The following is a 17,076-nucleotide window of genomic DNA, read 5'->3' on the forward strand; positions in this document are numbered from 1 at the left end:
GTCGTCAGTGCCTTTCTGATGAGAATGCGCCGCGGTCAGCGCGATTCGGCGCGCGTTGATAGAAGGATGCGTCGAACGCAGTTGCGTCCCAGGCGCCGGCACCACCGGATGGGCGCACCGGATTCACGGCGGTGGCGCCTCCATCCACCGAGAGCACCTGTCCCGTGACGTATGAGGCGCCGTCGCCGAGGAGATACTCCACGGCAGCTGCCACCTCATCCGCTTCGCCGGCTCGACGCAGTGGGGTCGTCGATGCGCGCAGCGCCATGTCGTCGATGCCGCCGCGCGCTGCGCCGCCGCTGGCGAACAGCTGGGTGGGCACGATGCCCGGCGCGACGGCGTTCACTCGGATGCCGAGCGGGCCGCCATAGACCGCGCTCGCTCGCACGAGCCCGACGACCGCGTGCTTCGAGGTGTGGTAGGCGAAGAGGTCGGCGCTGCCGCCGAGTGAGGCGATGGATGCCGTGAGCACGATCGACCCAGTGGTACCTTGCTCCGCGAACTGGCGGAACGCGCCGCGTAGCCCGAGGAACTGTCCGGAGACGTTGACCTTCATGACCCGCTCGAACTCGACCAGCTCGATGTCGGGCAGTTCGGCGAACGACCCGAAGATTCCCGCGTTGAGCACGTGCCCGTCGATGCGGCCGAAAGCGTCCACGCCCGCGGCGAGATACCGGTCGACGGTGCTCTCGTCAGAGATGTCGCCCGCTACCGCGATGCCTGGCGTCGGCAGCTCGGCCATGAGGCGTTCGAGGCCGGCTTCATCGAGGTCGACCGCCACAACGTGGAGACCGCTGGCCGCGAGGCGCCGTGCGGCGGCTGTACCCAGTCCGCTGGCGGCGCCCGTCACGACGACGGATCGGCTCGCACGGCGCTTGCCGTCATCCGATGCGGTCATGCTGCTTCCTTCCGATGACGCCGACGAGTCCGTCGGGGCCCTCACCAGCCGGCGGATATGCGGCCAGGATTCCGGGCTGATGCCCGGTGATCACGTGTGTGACCTCGCCGGTGTCCCGCATCCGACGCGCCAGCTCCAGTGCCCGATAGTGCGCCGGCAGGTCCGCACTGATGCGGAACGGCCGGTCCAGTTCCAGCTCGTCGTCGAGATGGATGGAGTCCGAAGCCAGCAGCACGCGCCCGTCGGCGGTGTCGACGAACACGATCGACTGCCCAGGTGTGTGGCCGCCGACCCGCACCGCCGTGACCCCGGGTTGGATCTCGATACTGTAGGAGAAGGTGGTCAGCCGTCCTTCCCGTTGCGCTCGCTCCAACTCGGCCATTCCCGCGGTGCTGGCGCTAGTACTGAACAGCGGACGGCTCGCGATCGGGTCGGTCCAGAACTCGTACTCGTCCCGTGCGATGAACACGCGACTGCCGGGTAGCGCGCCGAGGTTGCCGACGTGGTCGTAGTGGCAATGGGTGACCACGACATCCGTCTGACCTTGCGGCACTAGCTCGGCCAGAACCGAACGAGGGTCGACCAGCGTGGTGCGCCCGCGGGCATCGCCGTCTGACACCCGGTATCCGGTGTCGATCACCACGGTGTGGTCGCCGTTGCGGGCGATCCAGAAGTAGTAGTCCATCGCCCCGGGACCGTCGGGCTCGCCGTAGATGCCGTGATGCAGGTAGAGGTCGCTGAGGCTGGTCGCCCAGGTCGCATACCGTACGATCAGCACCTCCCAGTGGTGCCCTACCTCGGTGCCCGCCATCAGCGGCCCTCGAAGTCAGGGTCGCGGCGCTCGCGGAAGGCCGCGCGACCCTCGGCCCGATCGCGGGTCGAGCGGATGAGCCCGAACAGGTGCCGTTCGAGCTCGAGGCCGTGCTCGAGTGGCCACTCGTCGGCGGCGCGCAGCGCTCGGAGCGTGGCGCGCACCGAGAGGGGAGCATTGCGCGCCACGCCGGCCGCCAGCTCGGCTGCCCTTGCCTGCAGTCCCGATACCGGGACGCTCTCGCTCACCAGGCCGAGTCGAAGCGCCTCGGTCGCGTCGATCCTGCTGCCGGTGAGCAGCATCCCCGCGGCTGCGGAGGTGCCGATCAGTCGTGGCAGGCGCTGCGTCGCGCCCGCGCCGGGCATACTGCCCACCGTCACCTCGGGACAGCCGAACTCGGCGTGGTCGGCGGTGATCCGTATGTCGGCCAGCAGGGCGAGTTCGAGTCCACCGCCGAGCGCATGACCGTTGATCGCGCAGATCATCGGTTTGGTGGTCTGCAGCTCGCGATGGAAGTGCTCTCGCGGTGGGCTACCGAAGAGCTCGTCGGACGCATAGTCGAAGTCGTCAAGCGCGGGGTCGCGCAGATCCGATCCGGCACAGAACACCCGATCTCCCGCGCCGGTGAGGACGGCGACGCGTATCTCGGCGGTCTCCTCGACCCATCGCCAAGCCCCGACGAGTTCGCGACGCGTTGCGGCATCCAGAGCATTGGCGGCTTCTGGGCGATCGATCGTGATCGTCGCGACCCGCCCGTCCAGCTCGGTGCGAATCGTCATCTGAGCACCTCCGCCGCTGTCAGGTCATCGATCTCCTCCTGGCTGAAGCCGGCTTCAGCCAACACCTCTGCGGTGTGCTCGCCAAGGGCGGGGAAGCCGCGCGACGGCGTCACGTCATGGTCGCTCAGCCGGAAGGGGAGCACGTTGTAGAGAAACTCGCCGACACCTTCGCGTGGCAACCGCACCCAGTGGCCGCGGTGGGCGAGCTGCGGGTCGGTCTCGATCAGGTCGCGGGCGTTCTGCACGAGACCGGCCTTCACGCCGGCTCGCTGAAGTTCGGCCATGAGCGCCTCGCCGTCGAGAACTCTGGTGTGCTTAGCGATCCCGCCCGGGTGCAGGGCCTCGGAGCGATCCGCCCCGAGCACCGCGGTCAGCGCTTGGAGATCTGCCGGCGACTGCGCCGATATAGCGATCCACCGGTCGTCTCCCGCGACGGGATAGACATCGTGCACCGGGCCAGGACCCTCATTCGCCTGGGCGCCGCTCCGGTCGCCGACACTGGCCGCCAGCATGTTCGGGCCGAGCATCGCGACGGTCGCCTCGACTTGCGAGAGCTCAAGGAGCTGGCCCTCTCCGGTCGCGGCGCGGTGGCGGAGGGCGCACAGCACTCCGAAAGCGGCGTGGCCTGGGCTCGGCACGTGGTCAGGAAAGTTGGTGGACGTGCCGATCGGGGGTCGACCGGGCTCGCCGACGAGTCCGTGCAGGCCGCTCAACGCTCCGATCGTGAGTCCGTAGCCGACGTCGGCGGCGTGCGGACCGTCGGACCCCTGCATCGACATCGTCACGTAGACGACGTCGGCTCGGCGTTCGCGCACCGCCGAGTATCCGAGCCCCAGCTTCTCCATAACGCCAGGCGCGAAGTTGTTGGCGACGACATCCGCATCCTCGATCAGGCCCAGCACCAGTTCAAGCCCCCGCGGCTGCTTGAGGTCGACGGTGATGCTGCGCTTGCTCGAGTTGCGGTCGGCGAAGTACCCACTGCGGTCGACACCGCGCTCGCCGCCCATGAACGGTGGTGAGACGCGGATCTGATCGACGCGTGTGGTGCTCTCCACCTTTACGACGTCTGCGCCGAGGTCAGCCAGGATGCGGGTCAGATACGAACCGGCACCGACCCACGAGAAATCGATCACCCGCACGTTCTTCAGCGGAGCGCCAGAGTTCATCGTGACCCCCCTGTCGATGGTTGCCGATCCTGCGGCGCGTAACGGGTCGACGCAGCGGTTCGGCTCAGCCGGTACGGGGCAGTTGGCGCGCGACCCGGTCCGTGCCGCCAATCGGATCGGGGTACGTCGACGAAGTAGCCGCGCGCCTCCAACTGTTCATCGGCAAAAACATCCTCCAGACGGTTGACGGGTGCGACCGGCACCGCGTACCGCCGTGCCGCCTCGGTCAGCTCCCGTCGGGTGTGCTGCCGCAGCATGGTCTCCACGACGTCGCGGAACAGGCGTTTCGCGGCATCGCTCTCGATGAACCCGCGTTCGCTCCAGCACTCGCCCGCGAGTGCCTCGCGGCCCTCCACCTGCCAGTCGTCGAGCCAGTTGAGGAAGCGAGCCCAGAAGGCGGAGCCGGCCGAAAGTCCTAGCATCAGGTATACATAGCCGTCGCCGCAGGCGTAGACGCCCCGCCCGACCTGGGTATCCTTCGCGCCACTGCGTCCGCGAACCGTGTGCTCGAGATCCCAGAACTGTGCGGCGTTCTCCAGACCCATGACGACACTCTCTTGCACCGAGACGTCGACGTGTCCCGGTCGCACTTCTGCGTCGAGGAGATGCGTCATCGCGCCGACGGCCGCGAACAGGCCGGCAGAGGCATAGGCGAGACCGGCCGGGGGTTGCAGCGGCCGCCCATCCCAGTAACCGCCAAGGCTCATCATGCCGCCCATCGCATTGAGCACGAGCTCATCGGCCGCGAGGTCACGCCAAGGACCGGTCCAGCCGAACGGCGTAACGGTGACAACCAGTCGGTCGGCCGACAAACGGTCCGGATCGACCCCCAGGCCGATCAGGCGTGCCGGACTGCCGCCGCCGAGCACGACATCGGCCGATCCAATGAGCTGTTGGAGCGCCGCTCGCGCCGCGGCGTCGTTCTCGGGCAGTTCCACGCAGCGTTTGGCTCCGTTGAGGTACGTGAATGCGGCCGAGGCGACGTCATCCTGAGCTTCGGCATCCTGAGTGCCGACGAGCGGTTGCCGGCGACGAGACGGATGGCCTCCTGACGGCTCCACCAGAACCACGTCAGCGCCCTGATCGGCGAACAGCTTGCCCGCGTATAGGGTTTCGGAACCGCCGATCTCCACCACAGTGAGGCCCGCGAGCGCGCTCGTCACAGCTGCACCTCCGACGGTCGAAGGTCGCGTACCAACTCGAGCACGTCGGGAACCTGCTCCAGTGTCATGAGCCGTCGCAGCACGTCGCGCGCTGCGACGGCCGGGAACCCCCCGTTCGCCGCGCAGGCGAGGAACTTCCCACGCAGCCGCTCGTCAGACAACGGCTTCGCCGGTGACCCTTCGGGATGCTCGACGGCCGCTTCCAGCACACGTCCGTCGCGGAGCGCTACGGTAACCTCGACGCGCCCGCCGGTGGCCGGGCTGCTGCGCAGCGCATCCGGGTCCTCTGGTCGCAGCATTCGTTCCTCGACGAGCTGAACCTTCTCCATCAGCCGACGAACCGCCGGTCGCCACACTGCTTCGTCTTCGAACGAGGCGAGGTCGAGCCGCCCGTCGAGCGCGGCCGCAGCGAGCGTGTACTCCATGCTGAATTTCGCTTTCAGTCCGGTCTCCGGGCGGTGGTGAATCATCGGGCGCAGTCCGTTCTTGGGCACCGCACATCTGATGGTCTCGATGTCGTCACCCGTGAACCCGTGCTTCGACCGCAGGCCGAGAATCGCGTCAAGCGGCCGAGCAGCGGCATAGCAGCAGGGGTAGAGTTTGAGTCCGGTACCCGGCTCGAGCAATGCCCACGGAGCGCCGAGGCTGCCCATCGCTTCTGGCCGAGCCTCTCCGAAGCCGTACAGGTCGAGTACGCCACCGGCACTCTCGAGCACGCCACCACTTGCTGTGGCACCCGACCTCGCCAGCATCGCGGCGGTCACGCCGTTGCGGGCCGCGAGCCCGCTGTGCAGCGGTTTCGTGCTGGTACCGAAGTTCAGCATGAGCCCGGCGACCATCGATCCTGCGATGCCGAACGCCGTGACCAACTCACGCTCGGTCAGACCGAGGACGCGGGCGGCGGCCGCCGTGGTGCCGAAGGTGCCTCCCGTGACGGTCGTGTGGTACCCGCGTTTGTAGTGCGACAGCCCGAGCGCGACACCTGTCTTGGCTGCGACCTCGAACCCGACGGCGAACACCGAGATCAACTCGGCTCCATCGACTGGCCGCCCTGCGATGGCAGCCGCCGACAGGCTCGCCGCGAGAATGGGAACGCTGAGGTGACCCGAGCCTGGCAGTGCATCGTCATAATCCAGCGCATGTCCCTGGGTGGCGTTCAGGAGTGCTGCGAGCTCCGGTGAGGCGCTGCCGCCGAGTGCCGCGGCCCACGCAGACCCAGAAGGCCGTGGGTCGCCGAGTCGTGCGTATGCGCCGATTGCCTGCCCAGCCTCGCTTGTGCGGCCCGCGAGCATCACGGCGACCGAATCGATGATCGGCGCGGCAGCAGCACGGCGCAGCGCAGGGTCAGAGGGCATCGAGCCCAGCACGAACCGGGCGGCGTCGGCGGTCAGTCCTTCGGTGGCAGGAAGCATGTGGTCCTATGCGACAGGAGTGTCCGACGGGCCGAACACGACGGCGGATGACCCAAGCGCAGCGCGAGCGGCTTCACGCACGTGGCGCACGCAGGCTCGCTCAGCGGTATCCGGATCACGTTTCTCGACAGCGGTGACGATCGCGCGCATCTCTTCCACCATGCGCGCCGGCCGGCCGCGCTGCCGCAGGGTCGTGGATCGGAACACCGTGATCCGCGCTTGCAGCCCAGTGACGATCCGCTTGATCTCGTCGCCGCCTGCGCCGACGAACAGCACCTCGTAGAAGGCGTCCTTGCCTGACACCAACTCAAGGCTGGCCGCGCCGTCCGCGACGAGTGCGGCGAGACCGTCGACGGCTTCGCGCAGTTGCCCCACCTGCGCTTCCGTCGCCCGCTCGGTGAAGCGGCGGCAAGCCATCCCCTCCAGCCGGGCTCGGATCTCGTAGAGATCGGCGGTCTCCTCGCGGGTCGGCATGTCGACTGACCAGCCGCGACCCCGCTCGGTCGTGACGAGACCTTCGGCGGCGAGCTGCTGGAGAGCCTCGCGGATCGTGGGGCGCGAAACGCCGATCGCCTCGACGAGTTCACGCTCGATCAATCGCTGACCGGGCTTGAGCTCCAGTTTGGTGATAGCGGACCGGATCTGGTCGGCGACGCTCTCGCGTACCGGAGCAACCGCATACCGGCGCGGTCCACCCAGACCGCCCAGCCCAACGGATGACGGAGGCGATTCGATGGTGGGCTCACTCATGGTGTGCCCACCCTAGCATTCGTTGTCAGACAAAGAAAACCTTCCCATGACTCGAAACTCGGAAGCAGGATCGGCAGCATCCCCCTAATTAAGGTTGGGGTGTCAAGATTTCCGCTTGCGTGCCTGCTAGCCAGTCTGTAAGTTCGTATGACAAGCGCGAACGCGCGGCAATGAGGACGGTATGGTGACGGGCCCAGGCTCCGACCCAATCGCCTCGAGCACGCATGAGCCGTTTCACACCTGGAGGCAAAGATGTCACTCAGCAGGAAGTCCGCAGCGAAGGCTCTGCGGCAGGCGGCGGTCGCGACCGTCACAGTCGCATCGATGGTCGGTCTGGCCGCGTGCTCGTCCGGCGGAGAGGCTGGGCCCGAGACGGAGGGTCCCACCAGCACATACCCGGATCGCCAGATCACGTACATCATTCCCTATGACCCGGGCGGTGCCACTGACACCGCCGGCCGCGAGTTCGCCAGCCAGCTCGGCGCCGAGCTCGGCGGCACCGTCGTGCCGATGAACCAGGCTGGGGGCAGCGGTCTGGTCGGTGTGACCGCGGCGGTCACAGCCGAGCCCGATGGTTACACGCTCGGCTTCGGCGCGCCGGGCGCGATCCTCATCCAGCCGCTGGTGGACGACAGCATCGCCACCGCGTCCACCGACAACTACACACCGATCGCGCTCACCGGCACCGGACCGTTCGCCCTGCTGGTCGGTGGCGACTCGGAGTGGAACAGCCTCGGGGACCTGGTCGACTATGCGAAGGACCACCCAGGTGAGGTGCAGATCGCGACCACCGGCGGACTGGCCATCAACACGTTTGTGATCCACGCGTTCGCGGCCGAGGCAGGCATCGATGTGACTCCGATTCCGTTCGACGGTTCGACCGAGGGTCAGCGTGCCTTGCTCGGCGGACAGGTTCAGGCGCTGGTCGCTAGCGCCTCCGGCGTCGTCGGTCAGGTCGAGAGTGGCGAGATGAAAGCCTTGGCGGTCAGCGGTTCGGAGGACTTCCACGACCTGCCCGACACGCCGACGTTCGACTCCGACGGCTACTACGTTCCTTTCGAGGGTGCCTACATGACGGTCGCTCCGAAGGGGCTACCGGATGACGTGTTGCAGCGGATTCTCGATGCGACGGCCGTCGTTCTCGATAACGACGCCTGGAAGGAGTGGTGTGCCGAGAACGGTACCACGCCGAAGAACCTCACTGGTGATGCATTGACTAACTGGATTCACGAGCAGCAGGATGCGCTGATGCCGTATCTCGAGCTCGTCCAAGGCAGTTGATTGCGGGCGGGGATCCGGCGTGAGTCGAGTCCCCGCCTCACCCGGCAGATCGATCGTAAGGAAACAACCGTGGGAATCATCGGTACCAAACGCCGCGGGCGCATCGTCGTCGGTGCTGCAGGCGCGATCATCGGGGCCATCTACCTGATCATGGCCTTTCAGTTATCGATGGGTAGACCTGCCGCCCCCGGCCCGGGTGTGTTTCCTGTCGTAGTCGGCATCTTTCTCATCGTCGCCTCGATCGGCATGATCCTCGAGGCCGTCGTCTCGTCCGCTCTCGAGGGGGATATCGAGTTCCCCCGCGGCCCGGCACTCAAACGGTTGGCCATATTCGTCGGCGGCACTCTAGCGTTCATCGTCCTGCTGCCGGTGCTCGGGCTCTTCCTGAGCGCCGCGCTCTACATCCTGCTGGTGATCAAGGCGCTCGGCCGAAAGGGGTGGCTCGTGCCGCTCATCGCCTCTGCGGCCTTGTCGGCCATCGTCGCGGTCTCGTTCGTCATACTGCTCAAAGTACCGCTGTCGATCCTGCCCCCGGCCCTCCACCTGCTCTGAAGACATGGACTCCCTCTTCGACCTGCTCGGCGGCATGGCCGCCGCTCTTCAGCCCGAGCTGCTCATCGCTACCCTCCTCGGTGCGTTCGTCGGCACGCTGATCGGCGTGCTTCCCGGGGTGGGCCCGGTCGCCGGGTCTGCGCTCGTGCTGCCATTCACCTTCCAGTTCGGGCCGGCGGTGGGCATTGCCACGGTCATCGCCATCTACCTCGGCTCCCAGTTCGGCAGCTCGACGAGTGCTGTGCTCATCAAGATCCCCGGAGAGGCCAGCTCGATCCCAGCGACCATCGACGGCTACGCCATGGCGCAGCGAGGCCGCGCCGGTGCGGCGCTGACCATCATGGCTGTCGGTTCATTCATCGCCGGCACACTCTCACTGATCGCGTTCACGTTCGTGGCACCGGTGCTCAGCGACTGGTCGCTGCTGTTCGGTCCAGCCGAGTTCTTCGCCCTCACCGCCGGCGGGCTCATCTTGCTGTCGCGGATCGCCGGCGGCAGCCTGATGTCCGGGCTCTTCCCGCTCGCGATCGGGATCGGTTTCGGCACCGTCGGCATCGAGGGCGCCAGTGGAGTGGCGCGGTTCACGTTCGGCTCGGTTCCCCTGCTGCTCGGCTTCTCCCTCGTGGCCCTCGCGGTGGGGATGTATGGCATGGCCGAACTCGCCCGTGTCGTCGAGGACCGGGACCAGGCGCGTTTCCCCAAGCCGGTGCCGTTTCGTGAACTGCTGCCGAACCGGGAGGAGTGGGGACGATCCGTCGCTCCATGGGGTCGCGGCACCGTGATCGGGTTCCTGTACGGTCTTCTGCCCGTACCTTCAGCCACCCTCGGCTCCTTCACCGCCTACCAGGTGGAGAAGTCGGTCTCCAAGAACCGCAAAGAGATCGGGAGTGGCGCGGTCGAGGGCATCGCGGGGCCCGAGGCTGCCAACAACAGTGCCGTCATCGGCGGCCTGATTCCGCTGCTCATTCTCGGTCTGCCCTTCTCGGCCACCCTCGCTCTGGTGATCTCCGCGATGCAGGTGCAGGGCATTCAACCGGGCCCGCTGCTGATCACGCAGCATCCCGAACTGTTCTGGGGTGTCGTCGGCGCGACCGTGATCGCCAACGTGGTGCTGTTGATCCTGAACGTTCCGCTGGTCGGCGTGTGGGCGTCGGTGCTCCGGATCCGCCGGCATTACCTGGTTCCGATGATCATGGTAATCGCCGTGGTCGGGGCCTACAGCTATCGCAACAGCATGTTCGATGTCTACTCGCTGTTCGTGTTCGGTCTGCTCGGCTACCTCCTGCACCGGCTCGACATGAGCCTTGCGGCGCTGCTGCTCGGCCTCGTACTCGGGCCGTTGATCGAGAAGTACTTCATCCAGGTGCTCTACCTGGGACAGGGCGACCCGTTCGCCTTCGTTTCGGGGGTCGCCGGTTTCCTTTGGGCAGCGGTTGCGATCGCCCTGCTGGCGGTCGGATTCGTCAGCATCCGGCGCAGGCTCAAGGGTCGCCGTCTGGCCCCCGCGCTGCTGGAGGACGAATGACCGCGTTCACGCTCACCATCACCGGTGACAGCATCATCAACCACCGCATCCGCGACATCGAAGACACGCGGTTTCTGCAACTGATGTCGGTGCTGCAGGACTCGACGGTGGCGGTAACCCACTTCGAGAGCCTCATCCACGACTATGCCGGCCCCGCCCTTCACCCCGCCGCCGAGGCCGGCTGGACCTGGATGCGCTCGCCCGCCGCAGTGACCGAGGAACTGGCTTGGCTCGGCATCGATGCGGTATCGCTCGCCTCCAACCACGCCGGTGACTACGGCACGGGCGGCCTGGTCAGCACCTGGGCCGCGCTCGAGCGTGCCGGCATTCCGCACGCAGGGACCGGCTCTGACCTCGACACGGCGCGGGCGCCGGCGTTCTTCTTCGATCGCGGCCGAAAGTTCGCGTTGGTATCGATGTCGAGCTCTGTGCCCGCATCGGCGATCGCGGCATCGGCGCGCGGCGGTATCGGCGGGCGATCGGGAGTGAACCCGCTGCGGTTCCAGCACCGAGTGGATACGGCGACGATGAGGCGGATCGAGCAGCTCGCCACCGAGCTGGGGTTCTGGTGCGAACAGTCGGCCACCGACCGCTGGCTCGTGCACCCGCCGGGACTGCACAACAGCATCCGCCGCTTCGAGGTCGACGACGACGTCGACGGTGCACGGATCGTCGCCGACCCCGCCGACTGGCACGGGAACCTGGCGGCGGTACGAGATGCGGCGGCGCGGTCCGACGTTGCGATCGTGCACATCCACAACCACGAATGGGACCCAGAGACCGGACTCGAGCATCCACCCGCGTTCATCGCGGAGTTCGCACGCGCGTGCATCGACGCGGGCGCGGCCGTGGTGGTCGCCGAAGGGAGCCACGCACCGTTTCGCGGGGTCGAGCTTCACCGCGACGGAGTCATCTTCTACGACCCGGGCGAGTTGTTCATGCAGTCACGCCATGTCACCCGCCTGCCGCAGGGCTTCTATGAACGTCAGCAGGCGGCGCCCGGCGACGGAATCGCCGACGTGCTGAGTGCTCGCAACGTGAAAGGACGTAGCGTGGTCAGCCCGCCCGGAGGCTACCGAGCCGGCCCGGTCGACGGCGGCTACCTCGCGACCGTCTCCTTCGACGATGCCTTCGTGGTGACCGGGGTCGAGCTGGTGCCGTACGACCGGCATCGCCTACCGGGCGAGCACGGCGACGTGCCGCGGCTCGCCCGGCCCGAGACCGCAACCGCAATTCTGTCGCGCGTCGACGAGTTGAGCGCCCCGTATGGCACCCGCGTTCGTGAGGCGAATGGCAGAGGCATTGTGGCCGCCGGGACGGACCCGGCGCGAGAGCACAGAGGAGAATTCGGAACTTGAGTATTCACGAGCGCGATCAGATTGCAATCATCGGGGTCGGCACCACATCGTTCCGCCAACTGTTCGAGAAGAAGGATGCGACGCACTCGGCATACGATCTCGCGGCTGACGCGTTCGCGCTTGCGCTTGCTGATGCGGGCATCGAGAAAGACGAGATCGACGGCCTGTTCAGCGCCCGGGTGCCTTCGTACATCCGCATGGCCGATGTCCTGGGCATCCAGCGTCCGAAGGTGCTCAACGGCTTCGACGGCGCAGGTCGGATGAGCGGCGTCTCTCTGCAGCTCGCCGCCGCTGCGATCCAGAGCGGGCTGGCAACGACGATCGCCCTCGTGTACGGCAACAACGGTCGCTCTGCGGGTGCGAAGTACGGCGGCGAGACACCGTCGCCGACCGGGCTGTACGACGCTTCGTACGGCATGACATCCCCTGGTGCGTCCCTTGCGCTGATGTGGCAGCGCTACACGGAAACCTATGGAGTGCCGGATGGCGCGCTCGCCCCGCTGGCGATGAACAATCGCTGCAACGCATCCTTGAATCCTGATGCGGTGTTCCGGGAGCCGTTCGACAAGCAGACCTATCTCGACGCGTCGTACATCGCCGAACCTCTGCGGCTGCTCGACTATTGCCTCATCAACGACGGTGGGGTCGCCCTGATCGTCACCACCGTGGAGCGGGCACGCAAGCTCGGGGGCCCGGTGGTCGTGCTCAGCGCCACCGCGGGTCGCGGTGACGTCACCAACTTCTATGCGAGCGACGACTATTGGCTGGAGTCGTCTCGCGCCGTCGCGGCAGACCTGCGTGAGAAGTCGGGCGTCGGCCCCGACCAGATCAAGTGCGTGCAGATCTACGACAACTTCACTCCCACAATCCTGTTCTCGCTGGAGGGCTTCGGGTTCTGTGAGCCGGGTGAGGGGTGGCGGTTCGTCGACCAGGACTTCGAGTCGCCCGACGCTCTCGCCATCAACACGAGCGGTGGCCACACCTCGGAGGGCTACATGCAGGGCTGGGCACTGCACGCTGAGGCGGTGCGGCAACTGCGCGGCGACTCGGCAGGCAAGCAGCTCAAGGATGTCGACGTCGTGCAGTACATCTGCGCGTCGCCGATCATCACCTCGCACATCTTCCGGCGGCTGGAGTGATCCGCGCCCACCGCACACAGGCCTGTCGCACCCAAACGGAGGACACATGACAAGCGAACCACTGACCCCGGACGAGACCTACTGGGACTACTGTTCCAGGGGCGAGTTGCGCCTGCAGCACTGCGCAGGCTGCGGCAGTTGGCTGTTCCCGCCAGGCCTGCGTTGCAACACCTGCCTGAGTAGGGACCTGCACTGGGAGCCGGTCAGCGGCCGTGCGGTCGTGTGGTCATGGTTGCGGATGCACCGCAAGTACTTCACCGATCCGGCTCTCACCCCGCCCTACCTGGTGACCATGGTGCAATTGGCGGAAGGGCCGCGGATGATCTCGTCGATCCAGACGACTGAGCGGGACCCCAGGGTCGGCGAGACCCTGCATCTCGTCTTCGACGACGTCGAAGACGCGAACGGGCACCGGCTTCCGCGGTTCGCCTACGCGGAGGCAAACCGATGACCGAGCAGTTGGTTACCGTCGAGACCCATGGTGACGTCGCGATCGTCACACTCAACCGCCCGGAGAAGCGCAACGCCGTCAATCGTGAGCTGTCGCTGCAACTACGGCGGGCGTTCGTCGCGAACGAGGAGCGCAAGGTCGTCGTGCTTACCGGCGCCGACCCGGCGTTCTGCGCCGGAGTGGATCTCAATGAGCGGCGCGATCCGAAGTGGTCGGACACCCTCGGCGCGGAAGATGCTCAGCACTGGCTGGACACCATCGAGGCGATCCGTCGCACCCCGTCGGTCGTGATCGCGGCCGTGAACGGCGCTGCTCTCGGCGGCGGGCTGACCCTGGTCAACGCCGCAGAGCTGGCGATCGCCTCCGGGCGGGCGCGGTTCGGCGCTCCCGAGCTGTCGTTCGGCAGCTTCCCAGCGCTGTCTGGTTCGAGCAGCCTGCTCACCGTGGCGCCGAAGCACGCTGCCGAGCTCATTCTCACCGCCGAGCCCGTGGACGCGTTCACCGCGCAGCGGTGGGGCATTGTCAACCGGGTCGTGTCTCACGATGAGTTGATCTTGTCGGCGCGCGAACTCGCGGACAAGATCGCCGCTTGGCCGGCTCCGACGCTCGGCTTCGCGAAGCGCGCCATCCACGAGCTCGCTCAACGGGGTTGGTCCGCGGCCCTGAACGAGGGCGTGCTGATCTCCGCTCTCACCAGGAGGCTCACGTGATGCGTGGCCGTCTTCCGAAACGCGATTGGAGAGTGAGCTGATGGATAAGGTCGTCGAGAGCGCGGCCGCCGCGGTGCGCGACATCCCGGATGGCGCATCCGTCGCACTGACCGGCTTCGGCCTCAGCAAGGGGATCGCGGCCAGCCTCATCGTCGCGCTGCGGGACCGGGGTGTACGCAACCTGACGGTAGTCTGCAACTCGCTCGGGTCATCCGGGCACCTTCGCGCCCAGCTGCTGGTCGAGAATCGGCAGGTGGCCCGCCTCGTCTGCTCGTTCTCGTCTCGCCCTGGACTGATCAGTCCTTCGGACGAGCAGATCGCCGCAGGCCTGATCGAGGTCGAGCTGGTTCCGCAAGGCATCCTCGTGGAGCGGCTCCGGGCGGCCGCCGCCGGGATGGCCGGCTTCTACTCCCCGGTCGGGGCGGGTACGCCGCTGTCTGACGGCAAGGAGAAGCGCACCTTCGACGGCCGCGAGTTCGTCTTCGAGCCGGCTCTGCCGGTCGACTACACCTTTGCCCGCGCCTGGCGCGCCGATCGCGCCGGCAACGTCCAGTTCCGCGGCAGCAACATCCATTTCAACCAGTCGATGGCGAAGGCGGCTAGGGTCACGATCATCGAGGCAGACGAAATCGTCGAGGTCGGCGAGATCCCATCCGAGGAAATCGACCTGCCTGGTGTCTTCGTCACTCGCGTGGTCCCGAGCACCGTGCGAGCCGATAGCGCGAAGGGAACCATCCGCCTGCGGCGAGCGCCCGACCAAGGCCGCGATTACGATGGTGTCACAGGCTGGACCAGGCATGAGATGGCCCAGCGTGTCATCGGGATCATTCCCGATGACAGCTACGTGAACATCGGTTCAGGGATGCCGGCGCTCATCGCGCAGAACGTGGGCGACCGGAATATCATCCTGCACGGCGAGAACGGCATCCTCGGCTATGGCCGGGCGGTCGAAGGTCCGGACGCCGACCCCGATGTGTTCGACGCCGGCGGCAACGACGTGACCGTGCGGCCCGGTACCTCGTTCTTCGATAGCGTCACCTCGTTCGAGATCGCTCGCGGCGGCCGGCTCGACTACGTCGTACTCGGCGCGTATGAGGTGGATGCCGCGGGCAGCTTCGCCAGCTACAGCCTGGGTGACCCGGTGATGGGTGGCATTGGCGGCGCGATGGACCTGGTGGCCGGCGCCTCCACGCTCGTGATCATGATGGAGCACCGCAGCAGCAAGGGTGCGCACAAGCTCATCGAGCGCTGCACGCTTCCGCTGACCGGCGCGCGATGCGTGGATGCGGTGGTCACCGATGTCGGCGTGTTCCGTCGTGGCCCGGAGGGCTTCCGCATTGAGCAGCTTGCGCCCGGGTTCACTCCCGACGCGGTGCGTGCTATCACCGGCTTCCCGCTCCTGGACCAGCAGCCATGAGCAGCAAAGGCGGAGCTTATATCGTCGGCGCGTACGAGTCTCCAGACAGGGTCATCCCTGATCGCTCGACCGCGCAGCTGACTGCCGAGGTCGCTGTCGCAGCCCTCGCCGATGCCGGTCTCACCATGGAGGATGTCGATGGCTTCGCTTGCACGGCCGACCTCGATGCGCTGCCGCTGGCGATGTCGGAGTACCTGGGCTTGCGCAACCTGCGCTGGGTCGACACCACGATGACCGGCGGGTCGTCGCCGCTCGTGCAGCTCGGTCACGCCGCTGCGGCGATCGTTCGCGGGCAGTGCGAAGTGGTGTTGATCACACTTGCGCAGCGTGCCCGCAGCGCTCCCGGCGAGCGAAACCGCGGCTTCAATCCCGAGGGCCCCTTCGAGGAGGTGTACGGCCTGAACACGATGGGCTCGTATGCCCTTGCTGCCCGGCGGCACATGTACGAGTTCGGGACGACCAGCGAGCAACTTGCGTGGGTGAAAGCCTCGGCGTCTCTGCATGCGCAGCACAATCCGAATGCTTTCATCCAGAGGCCGATCACGGTGGAGGAGGTGCTCGACTCGCCGATGCTCAGCGACCCGTTGCACCGCCTCGACAGCTGCGTCGTGACCGATGGCGCCGGCGCGGTGGTCGTGGTCAGTCCGGCCGTGAAGGCGCGGCTGAATCGCGTCGGCGCGAAGGTGCTCGGCCAGGCTGAGACGGTGAAGGGCACCGACCTAGGCCGGGTCGATCTCACCTATACGGGTGCCCGTTTCACCGGTCCCCGCGCGTTCGAGGAAGCGGGCATCAGCCCGAGCGACATCGACTACGCGTCGATCTACGACTCGTTCACGATCACCGTGATCGAAACCATCGAAGACCTGGGCTTCTGCGAGAAGGGTGATGGTGGTCGCTTCGTCGCCGACGGTGGCCTCTTGGCATCGGGCCGCCTGCCGGTGAATACCGACGGCGGGGGGCTGTGCAACAACCATCCGGGCAAGGGCGGCATGATGCGGCTCATCGAGGCCGTGCGACAGGTGCGCGGCGAAACGACACCGGCCGTGCAGGTGCCGGATTGCGAACTCGTCCTGGTTCACGGCACCGGCGGACAACTGGGGACCAGGATGGGCAGTTCGACCGTGATTCTGGGGGTGGAGGATGCTTGAGATCGTCGAGGACGGCCTGAACCTGCCGGTGCCGCCGCCGCAGATTCAGCCCGAGATGTCCGTGTTCTGGGAGGCGCTGCGCGTAGGCGAGCTACTGCTGCCGCATTGCCGCAGGTGCGAGTTCGTCGTCTGGTCTCCCCGCCCGTACTGCCCGAAGTGTGGATCATTCGATGTCGACTGGGTGTCGGCGTCTGGCGATGGTGTCGTGTACAGCTTCACCGTGAATCGTCGTGGCAAGGGGTTCAACAAGAAGTATCAGGAGATCGGCCCGTACATCGTCGCGTACGTCGAACTCGCGGAGGGGCCTCGTATTCTCACTAACATCGTGGATGCCGATGTCGACTCCGTCGAGATCGGCGTGCGAGTGCGTGGTGTCGTACATCGCGCTGGTGATGACGTCATCGTGCGGTTCCGGCCGGTGGAGGGAGAGTCTGCGCACGTCGATTCGTCGGGCGGTGCGCCATGAGTGCTTCGGGTATCCTCACTGTTCGGTTCGAGGTCGATCCGGAGGGCGAG

The 17,076-nt window shown here is 66.8% G+C and carries 17 protein-coding genes; 10 read left to right on the forward strand and 7 right to left on the reverse strand.

The genetic code is table 11. The annotated features are described in order from the left end of the window. Positions 1–4 precede the first annotated feature (4 nt). Genes BKA02_RS05895 through BKA02_RS05925 form a run of 7 tightly spaced genes read right to left on the reverse strand, consistent with a single transcriptional unit; the run spans position 5 to position 6,979 of the window. Positions 5–898 carry an SDR family NAD(P)-dependent oxidoreductase gene (locus BKA02_RS05895; RefSeq protein ID WP_179432165.1) on the reverse strand — a complete coding sequence of 298 codons (894 nt, stop codon included), beginning with the start codon at positions 896–898 and terminating at the stop codon, positions 5–7. After that, positions 882–1,709 carry an N-acyl homoserine lactonase family protein gene (locus tag BKA02_RS05900; RefSeq protein ID WP_179432167.1) on the reverse strand — a complete coding sequence of 276 codons (828 nt, stop codon included), beginning with the start codon at positions 1,707–1,709 and terminating at the stop codon, positions 882–884. The genes BKA02_RS05895 and BKA02_RS05900 overlap by 17 nt, the downstream gene beginning before the upstream one ends. After that, positions 1,709–2,488, reverse strand: a complete 780-nt coding sequence (locus BKA02_RS05905; RefSeq protein WP_179432169.1) for an enoyl-CoA hydratase/isomerase family protein — start codon at positions 2,486–2,488, stop codon at positions 1,709–1,711. The genes BKA02_RS05900 and BKA02_RS05905 overlap by 1 nt, the downstream gene beginning before the upstream one ends. Then, on the reverse strand, positions 2,485–3,654 hold the full coding sequence (locus BKA02_RS05910) for a CaiB/BaiF CoA transferase family protein (protein ID WP_179432171.1): 1,170 nt from the start codon (positions 3,652–3,654) through the stop codon (positions 2,485–2,487). The genes BKA02_RS05905 and BKA02_RS05910 overlap by 4 nt, the downstream gene beginning before the upstream one ends. Next, complete coding sequence (locus tag BKA02_RS05915; protein WP_179432173.1) at positions 3,651–4,817, reverse strand: CoA transferase; 1,167 nt, start codon at positions 4,815–4,817, stop codon at positions 3,651–3,653. Before BKA02_RS05915 ends, BKA02_RS05910 begins: the two co-directional genes overlap by 4 nt. Beyond that, a complete protein-coding gene (locus tag BKA02_RS05920; RefSeq protein ID WP_179432175.1) occupies positions 4,814–6,229 on the reverse strand; it encodes an MmgE/PrpD family protein in 1,416 nt (471 codons plus the stop codon). Before BKA02_RS05920 ends, BKA02_RS05915 begins: the two co-directional genes overlap by 4 nt. Before the next feature lie 6 nt (positions 6,230–6,235). Next, positions 6,236–6,979, reverse strand: coding sequence for a GntR family transcriptional regulator (locus BKA02_RS05925; RefSeq protein ID WP_179432177.1), 744 nt, complete (start codon positions 6,977–6,979; stop codon positions 6,236–6,238). A 324-nt stretch (positions 6,980–7,303) separates the two neighbouring features. Here BKA02_RS05925 and BKA02_RS05930 point away from each other — a divergent pair, with 324 nt between their 5' ends. The 10 genes from BKA02_RS05930 (at position 7,304) to BKA02_RS05975 (ending at position 17,026) form a co-directional block, all read left to right on the forward strand. Continuing rightward, positions 7,304–8,260 (forward strand): tripartite tricarboxylate transporter substrate binding protein, encoded by a 957-nt coding sequence (locus BKA02_RS05930; RefSeq protein ID WP_179432179.1) that lies wholly within the window; start codon positions 7,304–7,306, stop codon positions 8,258–8,260. Positions 8,261–8,329: 69 nt separating this feature from the next. After that, the gene (locus BKA02_RS05935; RefSeq protein ID WP_179432181.1) at positions 8,330–8,812 is read left to right on the forward strand and encodes a tripartite tricarboxylate transporter TctB family protein; all 483 of its coding nucleotides are present in this window, start codon (positions 8,330–8,332) and stop codon (positions 8,810–8,812) included. 4 nt (positions 8,813–8,816) lie between these two features. Continuing rightward, the gene (locus tag BKA02_RS05940; protein ID WP_179432183.1) at positions 8,817–10,337 is read left to right on the forward strand and encodes a tripartite tricarboxylate transporter permease; all 1,521 of its coding nucleotides are present in this window, start codon (positions 8,817–8,819) and stop codon (positions 10,335–10,337) included. After that, positions 10,334–11,695, forward strand: a complete 1,362-nt coding sequence (locus BKA02_RS05945; protein ID WP_179432185.1) for a CapA family protein — start codon at positions 10,334–10,336, stop codon at positions 11,693–11,695. Before BKA02_RS05940 ends, BKA02_RS05945 begins: the two co-directional genes overlap by 4 nt. Continuing rightward, on the forward strand, positions 11,692–12,834 hold the full coding sequence (locus BKA02_RS05950; RefSeq protein WP_179432187.1) for a thiolase family protein: 1,143 nt from the start codon (positions 11,692–11,694) through the stop codon (positions 12,832–12,834). Before BKA02_RS05945 ends, BKA02_RS05950 begins: the two co-directional genes overlap by 4 nt. A 46-nt stretch (positions 12,835–12,880) precedes the next feature. Further along, a complete protein-coding gene (locus BKA02_RS05955) occupies positions 12,881–13,285 on the forward strand; it encodes a Zn-ribbon domain-containing OB-fold protein (protein ID WP_179432189.1) in 405 nt (134 codons plus the stop codon). After that, positions 13,282–13,995, forward strand: coding sequence for an enoyl-CoA hydratase/isomerase family protein (locus tag BKA02_RS05960; RefSeq protein ID WP_179432197.1), 714 nt, complete (start codon positions 13,282–13,284; stop codon positions 13,993–13,995). The genes BKA02_RS05955 and BKA02_RS05960 overlap by 4 nt, the downstream gene beginning before the upstream one ends. 40 nt (positions 13,996–14,035) lie before the next feature. Beyond that, positions 14,036–15,412 carry a 3-oxoacid CoA-transferase gene (locus BKA02_RS05965; protein ID WP_179432199.1) on the forward strand — a complete coding sequence of 459 codons (1,377 nt, stop codon included), beginning with the start codon at positions 14,036–14,038 and terminating at the stop codon, positions 15,410–15,412. Next, on the forward strand, positions 15,409–16,560 hold the full coding sequence (locus BKA02_RS05970) for a thiolase domain-containing protein (protein WP_179432201.1): 1,152 nt from the start codon (positions 15,409–15,411) through the stop codon (positions 16,558–16,560). The genes BKA02_RS05965 and BKA02_RS05970 overlap by 4 nt, the downstream gene beginning before the upstream one ends. Then, entirely contained in the window at positions 16,553–17,026 is a 474-nt protein-coding gene (locus BKA02_RS05975) for a Zn-ribbon domain-containing OB-fold protein (protein ID WP_218844464.1), read from the forward strand. The genes BKA02_RS05970 and BKA02_RS05975 overlap by 8 nt, the downstream gene beginning before the upstream one ends. Positions 17,027–17,076: the final 50 nt, after the last annotated feature.

Origin of the sequence: Microbacterium pseudoresistens (genome assembly GCF_013409745.1) — a bacterium.
GTDB lineage: Bacteria > Actinomycetota > Actinomycetes > Actinomycetales > Microbacteriaceae > Microbacterium > Microbacterium pseudoresistens.